Source organism: Delftia sp. 60 (genome assembly GCF_002754395.1).
Lineage (GTDB): Bacteria > Pseudomonadota > Gammaproteobacteria > Burkholderiales > Burkholderiaceae_C > Comamonas > Comamonas acidovorans.
In genome coordinates this window covers 2,574,299-2,590,013 of sequence record NZ_PEFD01000001.1, presented here as the reverse complement: position 1 = coordinate 2,590,013, position 15,715 = coordinate 2,574,299, and the positions used below count along the sequence as shown (strand labels likewise).

The window sequence follows — 15,715 nt, the reverse complement described above, 5'->3', positions numbered from 1 at the left end:
TCCAGGGCCATTGCTGCAATGGCCTGGAGCGGCCGCCGTTCCTTTCATTCCTCATTTCTGCACTGCCATGGACATCGTCGTCAACGAAGAACTCAAGGCCTACATCGACCCGCTGACCCCCGATGAACTCGACGCGCTGGAGCGCAGCATCGTGGCCGAAGGCTGCCGCGACGCGCTCGTGCTCTGGAACGACCTGCTCATCGACGGCCACAACCGCTACGCCATCTGCCAAAAGCACGGCCTGCCCTTCAACACCGTGCAGGCCACGCAGTTCAAGAACATGGACGACGTGCACCTGTGGATGATCGACCAGCACCTGGGCCGCCGCAGCGTGTCCGACTTCCAGCGCGGCGTGCTGGCGCTGCGCAAGCGCGAGATCATTGCCACGCGCCGCTCGGCCGCCGCCGCGGCCGTGATGGCCGCCAAGGCCGATGCGCCCCAGGCCGAAGGTGAAGCCCCCTGGGAGGGCGAGACCGACCCCGTGGTCGCCGCCGCCCTGGCCAGCGTGGCCAAGGTGCCCGACGAGGCCCTGGACACGCGCGAAGCCCTGGCCCGCGTGGCCCGCCTGTCCAGCAGCCAGGTCAAGCTGATCGAGACCATCCAGCAAAAGGCCGCGCCCGAAGTGGTGGCCGCCGTGCGCTCGGGCGACATCTCGCTGAGCACCGCCGCCGTGGTCGCCAGCCTGCCCGTGGACGAGCAGCAGGCCGTGGCCGCCGCAGGCGCCGACGAACTCAAGCAGGCCGCCAAGCGCGTGCGCGATGCCAAGAAAAAGCCCAAGGCCGCCAAGCCCGAAGCCGAAGCGGCCGACGGCGAAGGTGCGGCCGTGACCGCCTCGCCCGAGGAACTGCAGCAGCGCGTGAACGAACTCGAAGCCGAGAACGAGCGCCTGCGCCAGCAGATCAAGGCGCTGCAGGAACTGCTGGCCGAGCAAGGCTGAAGCGGCGCCCGCACCCAAGCACGCACGCCGCCATGACGCGCTACCAGGAGCTGGCCGACGATATCGAGGCATCCATCACCGCAGGCGTTCTGTGCCCAGGTGACAAGCTGCCCTCGGTGCGCCAGACCAGCGAGCGGCGCGGCGTCAGCGCCTCCACCGTCTTCCAGGCCTACTACCTGCTGGAAGCGCGCGGCCTGGTGCGCGCGCGCGAGCGATCGGGCTACTTCGTGGCCCAGCGCCCGCGCAGCGCGCCGCCCGAGCCCACCGAGCCGTCTTCGCCCGAGGGCGACAGCTTTGCCGTGGTCGATGTGAGCGAGCGCGTGTTCGAGGTGCTGGAGTCGGCCATGGACCGCGATGTCGTGCCCCTGGGCTCAGCCTTTCCCTCGCCGGGCCTGTTCCCGCTGCGCCGCCTGGGCCAGTGCCTGGCGCATGCCGCGCGCGAGGCCGACCCGCGCAGCGCCATCGACGACCTCACGCCCGGAAGCCTGGCGCTGCGCCGCCAGATCGCACGCCGCTACCTGGCCGACGGCCTGGCGCTGACGCCGGCCGACCTGGTCATCACCAACGGCGCACTGGAGGCTCTGAACCTGTGCCTGGCCGCCGTCACGCGGCCCGGCGGCGCCGTGGTCATCGAATCGCCCTGCTTCTATGGCGCGCTGCAGGCGCTGGAGCGCATGGGCCTGTCGGCCATCGAAGTGCCCACCCATCCGGGCGAGGGGATGGACCTGAACGCGCTGGAGGCAGCACTGCAGCGCCACCGGCCCCAGGCCATCTGGCTGATGACCTGCTTTCAGAACCCGCTGGGCAGCCTCATGCCAGAGGCGCGCAAACGCGCACTGGTGGAGCTGGTCACGCGCCACCGCGTGCCGCTGATCGAAGACGATGTGTACGGCGAGCTGTACTTCGGCGAGCGCCGCCCGCCGCCGGCCAAGACCTTCGACACCGAAGGCTGGGTGCTGCACTGCAGCTCGTTCTCCAAATGGCTGGCGCCGGGCTGGCGCACGGGCTGGGCCGCCCCCGGGCGCTTCACGCGCGCCGTGGCCCGGCAAAAGCTCACCACCACGCTGGCCACGAATGCGCCCACCCAGCAGGCGCTGGCCGACTACCTGGAAAGCGGCGGCGCCGACCGCCACCTGCGCCGCCTGCGCCAGAGCCTGGCTCTGCAGCGGGACCACATGGCATCGGCCATTGCCCGCCACTTTCCACAAGGCACGCGGGCCACGCGGCCCGAGGGCGGCTACTTCATGTGGATAGAGCTGCCGCCGTACTGCAATGCGCTGGCCCTGCACCGCGCGGCGCTGGCGCGCGGCATCAGCGTGGCGCCGGGGCCGATCTTCTCGGCCTCGCAGGCCTTCGGCCACTGCCTGCGGCTGAACTACGGCCATGACTGGAGCGACGAGACCGGGCAGGCCCTGGCCACGCTGGGCGAGCTGGCCCGCGCAATGCAGCCCCTTCCAACAGCAACAGCAGCAAGGTAAGCGCCCGCTGCGCTGGCAGCACCTGCTGTGCTGTAGCGCCCGGGCAACGCGGCCCGGCACAGCTGCTGTCAGCCTGGTGCAAGCTGGATGATTCTCATTTAGACTCGCACCCCGAACCGGCATCGCCGCCATGCATGCTGACCGGTCCTTGTCTCCTGCTTCCGCCTCGCCCGCCGCCACGCGTCCTGCAGCCTGCCAGCCGACCCTTCAGCGCTGCACCAATCCCAGAGGCACAAAGGAAGTTTTCCATGGTTTCCAGCAATCACTGCGCCACGCTCACACGCTGCGCGGCCGCTGTCGCCGCCGCCCTGCTGTCGCTGCAGGCGTCGGCACAGGCGCCATCCCCCACCACCACCGCACCCGAGGCCGGCCTGTCCGCCATCACCGTCACGGGCAACTGGCTGGACAACCCCACCGAGGAAAAGGTGCTGGACCATGCCGGCGCGCGCACCATCGTCGAACGGGCGCGCATCGAGGAAACCGGCTCCTCCAGCCTGCGCGACGTGCTGCGCCTGGTGCCCGGCGTGCAGGTGCAGGACAGCAACGGCACGGGCGGCAGCGACGTGTCGCTGAACATCGGCGTGCGCGGCCTAACGGCGCGCCTGTCGCCGCGCTCGTATGTGCTGATGGACGGCGTGCCCGTCTCCTACGCGCCCTACGGCCAGCCCCAGCTGTCGCTAGCGCCCGTGTCGCTGGGCAACCTGGAGTCGGTGGACGTGATCCGCGGCGCGGGCTCGGTGCGCTACGGCCCCCAGAACGTGGGCGGCATCATCAACTTCGTCACGCGCGCCATTCCCAAGACCTTCGCGGCCGAGGCCTCGGTGGGCACCGAGATCTACAGCCACGGCGGCAATGCCAAGACCACGCCCAGCCTGTTCGTGGGCGGCACCAACGAATCCGGCCTGGGCCTGGCCCTGCTGTACTCGGGCACGCATGGCGACGGCTGGCGCGCAGGCAATGACAAGACCGACATCGACGACATCCTGCTCAAGGGCGCCTACCGCATATCGGCCCAGGACGACATCGCCGTCTCGCTGCACCACTTCGAGGGCTCGGGCCGCATGCCCGGCGGCCTGACCACGGCGCAGTACGCGGCCGACCCGTTCCAGTCCACGCGCTCCTACGACAGCTTCGACGGCCGCCGCACCGATGCCTCGTTCAAGTACAACCACAAGGACGGGCGCAACAACTTCGAGGTGCTGGGCTACTACGTGGACTCGTTCCGCGGCAGCTACATCGAGCAGGACAACGCCAACCAGCGCCGCCTGACGGCCGCGCCGCGCAGCTACCACTATTTCGGCATCGAGCCGCGCTACTCGCGCCTGTTCGAGACCGGCTCCGTGGTGCAGGAAGTCAGCGTGGGCTACCGCTACCTCAAGGAAAGCAGTTCCGAAGTGGCGCTGCGCACCGCCTACTACAACCCCGCCACCATGGCCAACGCCATGGCCCTGCCGATCACGCCCTACCAGACCAGCCAGGGCGGCACCACGGCCCATGCCTTCTACATCGATGACCGCATCGACATCGGCAACTGGACCATCACGCCCGGCGTGCGCTACGAACGCATCAACTCCTTCAACAACGTCAGCAACCTGGGCGCCGATGGCAGCACCGTCACCAGCCAGCTGTTCCCCAAGGCCGATGCAAGCGAGTTCCTGCCCACGCTGTCCGTGCTCTACCGCATGAATGCGCAGTGGTCGCTGTTCGCCAACGCGGGCAAGTCCTTCGGCCCGCAGCAGTACGCGCAGCTGGCCCAGACCGAGCGCGGCCTGCATCCCGAATCGGCCAAGACCTATGAGGTGGGCACGCACTACAACAGCCCGGCGCTGAACGCCGAGCTGACGCTGTTCAACATCGACTTCGACAAGGAACTGCTGCTGACCCGCGTGGGCGTGGACGGCATCTGGACCGACCTGGGCGCCACGCGCCACCGAGGCATCGAGTCCTCGCTGCGCTACGACCTGGGCCAGTGGAATGCCGCGCTCAAGGGGCTGACGGCGGGTGTGTCCTACACCTACACCGAGGCCGTCTCGCGCGCTGGCGATTTCGCGGGGCGCGACCTGCCGCTGTACTCGCGCCACACGGGCCAGCTGTGGGCGCGCTATGCGCTGGGACAGTGGACGCTGAATGCGGACCTGGCCGCGCAATCGAAGCAGCGCTCTCCGGGGTCGGGCACGCAGTATGTGACGCAGGAAGATGCTGCGGGGCGGCTGGGGGATATTCCCGGGTTTGCGACCGTGGGCCTGCGTGCGGGCTATGACTTTGGCAAGTCGCTGAGCAATCTGCGGGTGGCTGTGGGGGTCAAGAATCTGTTCGATCGCAGGTACTACACGCGGTCTACGGATAACAACGGGGGCAAGTATGTGGGGATGCCTCGGACGTTGTATGTGCAGGGGACGTTGCCGTTCTGAGGCTGCTATTGCAGGGGCCTAAACTTTTGGTCCCTGCCGGGTGGTTGTTTTTCGAGGCCGGGTCTCGGCCCGGCGGCCGACCTCCTTTTCTTTGATTCGTCAAAGAAAAGGAGGCAAAAGAAAGACGACCCGAATGTCCGCGACCCCTTCGCTGCGCTGCGGGGCAACCTGCGTCGGGCCGCCTGCGGGGTTCGCCGCAGAACTCACTGCGCGCTGCGCGCTCCGTTCAGACAACTGCGGCGAGTCGGTTGACGAAGCAGTCCTGTCCTTCGGCAGGACTGCAACCCCGAAGGCGGCCCGACGCAGGCGCTGACATACGGGGAGTTGGCTCGGGCCTTCGCTTCGCTCGGCCCGCTGGTTTTGATCAGCCCTCTGCTGTGAATCCCACGCGCTTGACGATGGGGCCCCATTTGGCGAGTTCGGACTGCAGCAGCGCGGCCAGTTCGGCGGGGGTGGAGGATTGGGCGTCCAGGCCGAAGGTGGCCAGGCTGTCCACCACGTCGGGCGTGGCCAAGGCCTTGCGCATGTGGCCGTTCAGGCGCTGCACGGTCTCGGCGGGGGTCTTGGCGGGCACGAAGAAGGCGAACCATTCGCTGTGCGCCATGTCCTTGTAGCCCTGCTCCACCAGCGTGGGCACCTGGGGTGCGAAGCGGCTGCGCTTGGCGCCGCTGACGCCCAGGATGCGCATCTTGCCGCCGGCCAGGTGCTGCAGCATGTCGCCCACGGGGCCGCAGACGGCGGAGACGTTGCCGCCCAGCATGTCCAGCAGCGCGGGCTGGGTGCCGCGGTAGCCGGCGTGCTTGAAGTCCACGCCGGCATGCTGGCCCAGCAGGGCGCCGATGAAGTGCGGCGTGGAGCCGGGAGCGGGCGAGCCGAAGTTGGCGCCTGCGGGGTTGGCCTTGGCCCAGGCGAAGAATTCGGGCACCGTGGTCACGCTGGCGGGCACGGCGGGGCCGACGGCAAAGCCGAAGTCGAAGATGCAGCCCACGGTGACCGGCGCCAGGTCGGCCACCGGGTCATAGGGCAGCTTTTTGTAGATGTGCGGGTAGATGGACAGCATGGACGTGGGCGTCTGCAGCAGGGTGGCGCCGTCTGCGGGCCGGCCCTTGACGTAGCTGATGGCGATCTGACCGCCCGCGCCCGTGCGGTTTTCCACCACGGCGGTCTTGGCATAGCCCGACAGCTTGGTGCCCACGCGGCGGCAGATGGCGTCCGAGGTGCCTCCGGCCGCGAAGCCGGTGATGATGTTCAGGGTTTCGATGGGGCCCTGGGCCTGCGCCCAGGCCTGCTGGCCCAGGCTGGCCAGCAGCGCACCCGCTCCAGCGGTGCCCAGCCATTGGCGGCGGTCGATGTTCATGCGTATGTCTCCGGTTGAAATTGAAACTCTGAAAAAACAGTGGGGGAACAGCGGGGGAAATGCGTGCCAGCCCGGCGGCTTCAACTGTCGTCGCGCAGCCAGACCACCTGGCCCGAATGCGTGACCGCACCCTGGTGGGCCGGGCGCACGGTGAGCGCGTATTTTTCCAGCACGCCGCCCAGCGGCGGGGCCTGGCGGCGCGCGGCGGCCGATTGTTCCAGACGTGCGGCCAGTTCAACCTCGCCGATTTCCACCGTGATGCTGCGCGCATCGGCGCGGGCGTCGATGGCGATGAGGTCGCCGTCGCGCAGCGCGGCAATGGGGCCGTTGTCGGCGGCCTCGGGGCCTGCGTAGCCGATGCACAGGCCGCGCGTGGCACCAGAGAAGCGCCCATCGGTCAGCAGGGCCACCTTGTCGCCCATGCCCTGGCCATACAGCAGCGCGGTGATGCCCAGCATCTCGCGCATGCCGGGGCTGCCGCGCGGGCCTTCGTTGCGGATGACGATGACATCGCCCGCCGCATACTGCATGGCCTGCACGGCGGCCTGGGCCTGTTCCTCGGACTCGAAGACGCGCGCGGGGCCCCGGTGCACCAGGGTCTTGAGGCCGGCCGTCTTCAGCAGCGCGCCATCGGGGCAGAGATTGCCCTTGAGCACGGTCAGGCCACCGTCGCGCGTGATGGGGTTGCCGGGCGTGCGCACCACCTCGCCATCGGGCGGCGCGGCATCGGCCAGTTCTTCGGCCAGGGTGCGGCCCGTGAAGGTGAGCGCATCGCCGTGGACAAAGCCCTGCTCCATCAGCGTGCGCAGGATCACGCCGGCGCCGCCGATGTAGTACACATCGCGCGCCAGGAAGCGCCCGCCGGGACGCAGGTCGGCGATCAGCGGCGTGCGCGCGAAGATCTCGGCCACGTCGTCCAGGTGGAAGCGGATGCCGGCCTCGTGCGCGATGGCCGGCAGGTGCAGGGCGGCATTGGTCGATCCGCCCGTGGCGCTGACCACGGCGCATGCATTCTCCAGCGCCCGGCGCGTGATGATGTCGCGCGGCAGCGGGCCGCCGCCTTCGGCGCTGGCCCACACGGCCTGCATGAGCTGGCGCGCGGCGCGGCGCATCAGCGGTGCGCGCTCGCTGAACACGGCGGGCACCATGCTGGAGCCGATGGGCGCCAGGCCCAGCGCCTCGCTCACCATGCCCATGGTGTTGGCCGTGAACTGGCCAGCGCAGGCGCCGGCCGTGGGCAGGCAGGCGCGGCTCATCGCCTCCAGGTCCTGCGCCGTGGCGGTGCCGGCCAGCACCTGGCCGATGGTCTCGTAGGTATCGACCACGTTCAGGTCGCGCCCGTGCACGCCGGGCGCCTGCCCCGGCAGGGCCGAGCCGCCATGCACGAAGACGCTGGGCACATTGCAGCGCACCATGCCCATCATCAGCCCCGGCAGGTTCTTGTCGCAGGCGCCGATGGCGAAGATGCCATCCCACTGGTGGCCGCGCACCGAGGCCTCCACGCTGTCGGCGATCAGCTCGCGCGAGACCAGCGAGAACCGCATGCCCGAATGCGCCATGGTCAGCCCGTCGCTGACCGACACCACCGGGCATTCATGCGGCGTACCGCCCCCGGCATAAATGCCGGTCTTGGCATGCTGGGCCTGGTCGCGCAGGTTGAGGTTGCAGGGGCTCATCTCCCCGCCCGTGTGGAACACGCCGATGTGCGGGCGCTCCATGTCTTCGTCGTCCTGGCCCAGGGCATGCAGGAAGCTGCGCGTGGTGGCACGGATGGTGCCGGAGCGGATCAGGGCGGAGCGAAAGGGCGTGGGCGTGGCCGCTGCCGGGCTGCTGCCGGTGGTGCTGGTTGTGGTGGTGGAGGCGGCCAGCGATGCGGAGGCGCTGGACTCGGAAAAGACGTTGTCGGGGGAGGCAGGTTTCTTGTTCATACGCGGGACGGAAAACAGCCGCCCACCATAGCGGGGTCTGCGGATTTCCCTATGAGCATTTACACCAGATCGTGTCGCCCGGGAGTCGCCTGGGCGGCCGCCCTTCGGCGCCAGATGGACGGAAAAAAAGGCCCCGGAACAAACTTCCGGGGCCTCAAAACCGATGCCAGCCCGCGCTGCAGCGGACCAGGCATCGTGCACAACAACTGCGCTGTACTCCTGAATCAATCCACCCAACCGACCCCTCAGCGCGGCACCAGGAACGTGCTGTGCGCCTGCTTGGTAAGCGCCGGATCACCCACCGCCGTGGCCGTGATCTCCACGCCGTGCGAGCCAGGGCCGGCCGCGCCATAGGGCGCCTGCAGCCGCACCACGACCCAGCGGTCCTGGGCCGCGCCCACGTCCACCTCGGTCTCCGAAGCCACGCGCAGGCCTTCGATGCCCGAGGCCGACAGCACATAGCGCTGGTCCTGCTCCGTGGCATTGCCGATCTGCACGCGGTAGATGTTCTCGATCTGGCCGCCGGCCACGATGCGCGAAAGCGTGCCCCGGTCGCGCACCACGTCCACCTTCAGCGGCGTGCGCAGCGCTAGGCTGGCCACCATGGCCGTGGAGATGGCCACCAGCGCCGTGCCGTAGATGAGCACGCGCGGGCGGAAGATGCGGCGCACCAGCTCGCTCTGGCGCCAGCCCCGGGCCACGCCGTTCTGCGTGGACAGGCGGATCAGCCCGCGCGGGTAATGCATGCGGTCCATGACGCTGTTGCAGGCGTCGATGCACAGGCCGCAGCCGATGCACTCGTACTGCAGGCCGTCGCGTATGTCGATGCCCACCGGGCAGACCTGCACGCACAGCGTGCAGTCGATGCAGTCGCCAAGCCCCTGGGCCCGGTAGTCCACCCCCTTGTGGCGCGGGCCGCGCGATTCGCCGCGTGCGGTGTCGTAGGTGACGACCAGGGTGTCCTTGTCGAACATGGCGCTCTGGAAGCGCGCATAGGGGCACATGTGCTTGCAGACCTGCTCGCGCAGGAAGCCCGCGTTGCCGTAGGTGGCCAGCGCATAGAACAGCACCCAGAAGATCTGCCATGCGCCGGTCAGCGCCAGCACCTCGGGCAGCAGGCTGCGGATGGGCACGAAGTAGCCGACGAAGGTCAGCCCCGTCCACAGCGAGATCAGCAGCCACAGCGCATGCTTGCCGCCGCGCCGCGCGATCTTCTCCGCGCTCCAGCCGCTGCCGTCCAGCCGCAGCCGTGCGCTGCGGTCGCCCTCCAGCCGGCGCTCCACCCACATGAACAGCTCGGTGTAGACCGTCTGCGGGCAGGAAAAGCCGCACCACAGCCGCCCGGCCACCGTGGTGAACAGGAACAGCGCCAGTGCCGAGACGATGAGCAGCACCGCCAGGTAGATGAAGTCCTGCGGATACAGCAGCCAGCCGAAGACGTAGAAGCGCCGCTGCTCCAGGTCGAACAGCAGGGCCTGCCGGCCATGGATCTGCAGCCAGGGAATGCCATAGAAGAACAGCTGCGTGAGCCAGACCATGGCCCAGCGCCAATGGGTGAAGCGCCCCGTGATGGAGCGCGGCTGGATCTTCCTGCGCGATTCGAACAGCGGGGATTCCGCGCTGGCATCGGCGATGGGAATCACCTTGCGTGGCGCGGGCCGCGGCCGGGGGGCTGCGGCGGTTTCATCGGGAAGCGGTTTCGGTCGTTCTGACATGCGGGGCCTTCGCCCCGGCCGGTGCGCCCTTGATGCGGGCTTGTCATGAATTGCCGGGGACTGCCTGGACTATGCCCAGCGCCCTGCCCCGGCGGTAGCAGCAGATGCAGCGGATTCGACCGTATCAGATGGCGGGTCAGGCCTGCGGCGAGCGCAGCGCCGCAACGGCAAGCCGCAGCCCCCACAGCACCAGGCACAGACCCAGCAGCGCCGTCAGCGTGCCGATGCGCACATCGGCCTGGAGCACGCCCCAGCGGCTGAAGATCTCCGTCCAGTCATGGTCGCCCCCGCCCACCAGGGGCAGCACCTGGGCGCGCGCGTCCTTCATGTAGTGGGCCACGTTCATGAGGCTCTCTCCCAGCCACATCAGCGCGGCAATCCAGCCCGTGCGCTGGCCCTGCCTGTGGAAATGGCGCATGAACAGGGCCGGGAACAGCAGCTGGAACAGCGTGCCGCCGTAGACCGAGAGATGCTGCGAGAACAGGGCCACCAGCGGATGCCCGGCTTCGTGCAGTGCCAGGTTGGCATTGTCCAGCAGCAGCAGCCAGTGACCCTGGCTGAAGAAGTGGCCCCAGATGATCCAGGCGGCAAAGGCCGTCAGCGCGATGGCGGCAGGCCGGGTGACCGGCTGCCACTCGATCTGCCCGTCCAGCGCATCGCCGCGCTTCATCGCGCCTGCCCTGCAGGTTGTGGGTGCGGATGCGGATGCGGATGCGGGTGCGTTTGCGCACCAGGGCAAGGGGCAGGCAGGAAAGGCATGTCGGCAGGATTGGGCTAAGCAGCAATGGCAAGAGGATGGCAGGACTCTGGCCGCGATCTTCCCACGGCTCCCCCGGCTCGCCGGAATGCCGTCCTGCGCCGCCATCCATGCACGCGAGGTTCTGGCACAGTCGGGCATCCGACTCTTCAAGCCAAGGAACGTCCGCACCATGAACCTGCGCCCCCTATTGCATGACCTTGTCCGCCAACATGGCCTGGACCGCAAGGCCGCCGTGCAGCTGTTTGCACTGGCGGGATTCGAGCAGGAACCGGCTGCGCTCAGAACCCGCCTGTGGCCCGTGGTGGCCTTGCTGGGCGCGGCGCTGGGCGGGCTGGGCATCGTGCTGTGGATTGCCGCCAATTGGGAGAGCATGGGCCGCATGCAGCGCTTTGCCCTGCTGCAGGGCTTCGTGCTCGTGATGTGTCTTGGCGCGGCATGGCGCGCGGCGGCGCGCGTGCCGCTGTCGGTGCTGGCGCTGCTGGGCACGGGTGCGCTGTTCGCCTTTTTCGGGCAGACCTACCAGACGGGAGCGGACCCCTGGCAGCTGTTTGCGCTGTGGGCAGCTCTGACCTTGCCGTTGGCCCTGGCGGCGCGCAGCGATGGCGTCTGGGTGCCCTGGGTGGTGGTTGCCATGACGGGCATTGCGCTGTGGGCGCAGGCCCATACGCCGCAGTTCTGGGAAGTGGAGTCGCGCGACCTGGGCGTGCATGCCGTGGCCCTGAGCGCCGCCCTTGCCGTCACCGCGGTCATGGCACCGGCCCTGCGGCGCTTCACGGGCGCGGGGCTGTGGGCCTTGCGCGGCGCGGGCGCGCTGGCGCTGGCGATGATCACCTCCACAGCCGTCAGCGGGCTGTTCCACAGCACGGTGGCGCCGCAGTACCCGCTGGGGCTGGTGCTGCTGGCAGGCGCGGCGGCGCTGGCGGGCCTGCGCAGGCATTTCGACATCTTTTTGCTCAGCGGTGCGGCGCTGGGCCTGAACGTGCTGCTGGTGTGCGGCCTGGTCTATCTGCTGCTGGAAAAACTGGGGGCGGACTTCACGGGCATGCTGCTGCTCGTGGGCCTGGGCGCTGCGTGCCTGCTGGCGGCCACGGTCAGCCTGGTGCTTCGAATGTCACGCAACGCGGAAGGAGGCCTTCAATGAGCCACGAACACGACACTCTGCTGCGCCAGGCCGTGGACCAGGGCATCCTGCCGCCTGCCGCCTTGCAGGACCGCCGCCCTGCCGCCAACGACCGCCATTGGGCGGTGGTGCTGCTCACGGCGCTGGGCGCCTGGCTGGCCCTTCTGCCCTTGCTGATTCTGTTTGCGTTTGCCCTGTCCGACTGGATAGAGCGCGGCGCCGGCACCTATGTGATCGGCGCCATGATGCTGGCCGCAGCCGTGGCCGTGCTGCGCGCCGAGGAGCTGCCCGTCTTCCTGGAGCAACTGGCCCTGCCTGCCATGCTGACCGGCGCCGGCCTGCTGGGCTTTGGCCTGGCGCGCGACCTGTCGGGGCAGGCTGCGGGCGCGATAGGCCTGGCCATTGCGCTGGCCTGCACGGCCGCCATTCCAAGGCCCTGGCTGCGCGTGCTGCTGGGCGCCGCCTGCGCGCTGCTGTTTTGCACCATGCTCTGGCCGGACAACGATCCATCCACCCTGTACGCAGGCCTGCCGACCTGGGTCATCGTGCATGCGGCGCTGCTGCTCTGGATGCTGCTGCTGGCAGCCCAGTGGCGCGCGCTGGGGCAGTCTGCGGCACAGACCCGCATGGCGGCGGCGATGGAGCCCTTTGCCACGGGCTGGCTGCTGGCGGTGCTGGCTGGCCTGGCCTTTCTGTCCGGCAGGAGCTTCATGGTGGCCGGCGTGCTGGGCGGCGGCCTGGCGGGCGAGCTGGCGCAGGAAGCCGCCCCGAACATCTCCATGGGCGTTCTGACGCAGGCCGGCTCGGCCGTGCTGGCCCTGGCAGCCGCCTGGTTCGCCCAGCGCGCGTGGCCCACGCTGCGGCAGCCGCGCGCCGCCGTGGCTGCCGTGGTGCTGGCCGTGCTGAGTGCCTTCCTGCCCTGGCTGGGCGCCTGCCTGCTGGCGCTGGCGGTGACCGGCACCAGCGGACGCTGGCGGCAGGCCGCAGCGGCCGCCCTGGCTGCGGCCTGGATCGTGGGCAGCTTCTACTACCAGCTGGCCTGGCCACTGGCCACCAAGGCCCTGGTGCTGGCCGGCTGCGGCGCCTTGCTGGGCCTGCTGGCCTGGGCAGGGCCGCGCGCCGCAGCCCTGCCAGGCAGCGCGGAGACCGCCGCCGCATCGGGCGCCGCGCCCCTGCAGCGCTGGGCGCCGTGGCTGGTGGTGCTGACGGCGGCCTGCACGCTGGCGGTGGCCAATATCGGCATTGCGCAGAAGGAACGCACCATCGCCCAGGGCCGCAAGGTGTTCGTGGAACTGGCGCCGGTGGACCCGCGCTCCCTGATGCAGGGCGACTACATGCGCCTGAACTTCCGCCTGCCTTCCGAGGACAGGGACGTAGAGAAAGAGAACCTGCGCAGCGGACGCCTCTACGCCATCGGCAAGCTCGATGAGCAGGGCGTGGTGCAGTGGCTGCGCACCGGCACGGCCAGCGAGCCGCTGGCGCCCGGCGAGCAGCGCTTTGAACTCACCCCGCGCGGCGGCCGGTGGACGCTGGTGACCGATGCCTGGTACTTCCGCGAAGGCGATGGCCAGCGCTGGGAGCAGGCCCGCTACGGCGAGTTCCGCGTGGAACCCGACGGGCGTGCGCTGCTGGTGGGCATGGCTGACGCGCAACTGCGCCCCATCGTGCCCTGAGCGCACCACGCAAATCACTCGAAACTGTCGCCCTCGGCCAGCGGCGCATGCCGGTAGCTGGCCGGCGTGCGGCTGAGCTTGACGGGCGCGCCCAGGCCCCGGTAGCCGCCCTCCATCTCCACCACCATCTCGCGGTGCAGGGTATGCGGGTGGTTGAGCGCCGCGTCCACGCCCAGCACGGGCGCGGCGGGCACGCCGATGGCCATCAGCGCATCGGCCAGCGCGGGACCGTCGCAGGACTGCAGGGCCTGCTCCAGCAGCGGCTTGAGCGCATCGCGGTGGTGGGAACGCTGGCCGGCCGTGGCAAAGCGCTCGTCGGCCACCAGCTGCGGGCATCCCAGGTGCTCGCACAGCAGGCGGAACTGGCGGTCGTTGCCCACGGCCAGGAAGACCGGCGTGGTGCCCGTGGCAAAGCTGTCGTAGGGATAGATGTTGGGATGGGCATTGCCCGAGCGCCCCGGCGTCCTGCCGCTCATGAACCAGTTGCCCGCATGCGGATGCAGCAGCGAGATGCCGCTGTCGTACAGCGAGACATCGACCAGCTGGCCCAGGCCGCTGCGCTGGCGCTCCTGCAGCGCCAGCAGCACGCCGATGACGCCGTTCATGCCCGTGACCATGTCCACCACGGGCAGGCCCACGCGCAGTGGATCGCCGCCGGCCTCGCCGTTGACGCTCATCAGCCCCGTCATGGCCTGGATGGCCGCGTCATAGCCGGGCCAGGCGCCCAGCGGGCCATCGGCACCGAAGCCGCTGACGCGGCACCAGATGAGGCGCGGAAAGCGCTCGCGCAGCTGCTCCCAGCCTATGCCCCACTTTTCCATGGTGCCGATCTTGAAGTTCTCCACCACCACGTCGGCCTGCTCCATCAGCGCCAGCACGGCCTGCTGGCCTTCGGGCTGGGACAGGTCCAGGAACTGCAGCCGCTTGTTGCGGTTCAGGCCCCGGTAGTAGGAGGACACACCGTCCTGGAACGGCGGCCCCCAGGCGCGCGTATCGTCGCCCTGCGGCGGCTCCACCTTGAGAACGTCGGCGCCGTGGTCGCCCAGGATCTGGCCGCACAGCGGGCCACCAAGAATGCGGGAGAGGTCGAGGACACGGATGCCCTGGAGGGCACCATTGGCTCTACTCATAAAGTTTCTTTCTTCATTGGCACAAGGTGCAAGACTGGCGTGTTTCAAGCCACTGGGGCGCCCAGCAAGGGCCGCCCCGCAGCGAAGGCGCCGTCCCACTCCCGCGTGCGAGAGAGGGGGAAGCGGCGTAGCCGCTCAGGGGGTGTTCTCCATCTGTTCAGTCGAGCTTCGCGCCCGATGCATCGACCACGGCCTTCCACTTGGTCACTTCCTGCGCGATGAAGGTCGACAGCCCCGCTGGCGACAGATCCGATGCCGGCTCCAGCCCCTGGTCGGCAAAGGTCTTGCGGATGCGCTCGCTGCTCAGGGCCTTGCGGAAGGCCGCGTTCAGCGTCTCGATGCGGTCGGCCGGCGTGCCGGCCGGTGCCACCACGCCGAAGAACACGCTCACGTCGTAGCCGGGCAGGCCCTGCTCGGCGATGGTGGGGATGTCGGGCATGGCCTGGGAGCGCTTTTCCGTGGCCACGCCAATGGCCTTGAACTTGCCGGCCTTGATGTAGGGCATGGCGGTGAGGATGTCGGTGAAGGTCATGTTCACCTGCCCCGCCAGCAGGTCGTTGAGCGCCGGGCCCGTGCCCTTGTACGGGATGTGCTGCAGCGAGGTGCCGGCCATCTTGTTGAACAGCACGCCGGCCAGGTGCGAGGAAGCGCCGTTGCCCGAGGACGCATAGTCCAGGCTGCCCGGCTTGGCCTTGTCCTGCGCAATCAGCTCCTGCACGGTGGTGGCCTTGGTGGCCGGGTTGACCACCAGCACATTGGGCAGGTGTCCCACGCGGATGATGGGCGCGAAGCTGGTCTGCGGGTCGTAGTTGATCTTGCGGTACAGGTGCTTGTTGATGGCCAGCGGCCCCGAGGTGCCGAACATGATGGTGTAGCCGTCGGGCCTGGCGCGGGCCACGAAGTCGGCGCCGATGTTGCCGCCCGCACCGGCCTTGTTCTCCACGATCACGCTCTGGCCCAGCGTCTCGGTCAGCGATATCGCCAGCGTGCGGGCCATGGCGTCCGTGGGCCCGCCGGGCGGGAAGGGAACGACGAAGCTGATGGGCCGCTCGGGAAAGCGCTCGGCCAGGGCGGCGGCCGGCAGCGCGGCGGTGGCGGCGAGCGCACAGGCCCACAGGAATCGGCATTTCTGGAAGGATGGCTTCTGGTCAGTGCAAGGCATGGTGTTTGTCTCCGGTACTTGTGCGGTCATCCCTGTGGACGGGA

The 15,715-nt window shown here is 69.2% G+C and carries 11 protein-coding genes; 5 read left to right on the top strand and 6 right to left on the bottom strand.

The genetic code is table 11. The features are described from left to right. Positions 1–67: 67 nt before the first annotated feature. From CLV01_RS11680 to CLV01_RS11670, 3 genes are all read left to right on the top strand, one after another. Complete coding sequence (locus CLV01_RS11680) at positions 68–937, top strand: hypothetical protein (protein ID WP_012204374.1); 870 nt, start codon at positions 68–70, stop codon at positions 935–937. Between the two features lie 32 nt (positions 938–969). Further along, positions 970–2,415 (top strand): aminotransferase-like domain-containing protein, encoded by a 1,446-nt coding sequence (locus CLV01_RS11675; RefSeq protein ID WP_099734242.1) that lies wholly within the window; start codon positions 970–972, stop codon positions 2,413–2,415. A 248-nt stretch (positions 2,416–2,663) separates the two neighbouring features. Beyond that, positions 2,664–4,826, top strand: coding sequence for a TonB-dependent receptor family protein (locus CLV01_RS11670; RefSeq protein ID WP_012204372.1), 2,163 nt, complete (start codon positions 2,664–2,666; stop codon positions 4,824–4,826). Positions 4,827–5,190: 364 nt separating this feature from the next. On the opposite strand, the gene CLV01_RS11665 is transcribed toward CLV01_RS11670, so the two are convergent. From CLV01_RS11665 to CLV01_RS11650, 4 genes are all read right to left on the bottom strand, one after another. Continuing rightward, positions 5,191–6,183: a Bug family tripartite tricarboxylate transporter substrate binding protein gene (locus CLV01_RS11665; protein ID WP_012204371.1), complete on the bottom strand. Its 993-nt coding sequence runs from the start codon at positions 6,181–6,183 to the stop codon at positions 5,191–5,193. A gap of 80 nt (positions 6,184–6,263) precedes the next feature. After that, entirely contained in the window at positions 6,264–8,111 is a 1,848-nt protein-coding gene (locus CLV01_RS11660; protein WP_180288379.1) for a dihydroxy-acid dehydratase, read from the bottom strand. Positions 8,112–8,356: 245 nt separating this feature from the next. Beyond that, positions 8,357–9,826 (bottom strand): cytochrome c oxidase accessory protein CcoG, encoded by a 1,470-nt coding sequence (gene ccoG, locus CLV01_RS11655; RefSeq protein WP_099734243.1) that lies wholly within the window; start codon positions 9,824–9,826, stop codon positions 8,357–8,359. Between the two features lie 136 nt (positions 9,827–9,962). Further along, positions 9,963–10,496: a hypothetical protein gene (locus CLV01_RS11650; RefSeq protein WP_012204368.1), complete on the bottom strand. Its 534-nt coding sequence runs from the start codon at positions 10,494–10,496 to the stop codon at positions 9,963–9,965. A gap of 259 nt (positions 10,497–10,755) precedes the next feature. On the opposite strand from CLV01_RS11650, the gene CLV01_RS11645 reads away from it, so the two are divergent. Together CLV01_RS11645 and CLV01_RS11640 are read left to right on the top strand one after the other, a co-directional pair. Beyond that, positions 10,756–11,727 carry a DUF2157 domain-containing protein gene (locus CLV01_RS11645; protein ID WP_099735178.1) on the top strand — a complete coding sequence of 324 codons (972 nt, stop codon included), beginning with the start codon at positions 10,756–10,758 and terminating at the stop codon, positions 11,725–11,727. After that, positions 11,724–13,379, top strand: a complete 1,656-nt coding sequence (locus CLV01_RS11640; protein ID WP_099734244.1) for a GDYXXLXY domain-containing protein — start codon at positions 11,724–11,726, stop codon at positions 13,377–13,379. The genes CLV01_RS11645 and CLV01_RS11640 overlap by 4 nt, the downstream gene beginning before the upstream one ends. 14 nt (positions 13,380–13,393) lie before the next feature. Here CLV01_RS11640 and CLV01_RS11635 read toward each other — a convergent pair whose 3' ends face one another. After that, complete coding sequence (locus CLV01_RS11635) at positions 13,394–14,509, bottom strand: CaiB/BaiF CoA transferase family protein (protein WP_043792364.1); 1,116 nt, start codon at positions 14,507–14,509, stop codon at positions 13,394–13,396. A gap of 157 nt (positions 14,510–14,666) precedes the next feature. Then, positions 14,667–15,671 carry a Bug family tripartite tricarboxylate transporter substrate binding protein gene (locus CLV01_RS11630; protein ID WP_099734245.1) on the bottom strand — a complete coding sequence of 335 codons (1,005 nt, stop codon included), beginning with the start codon at positions 15,669–15,671 and terminating at the stop codon, positions 14,667–14,669. Positions 15,672–15,715 lie beyond the last annotated feature (44 nt).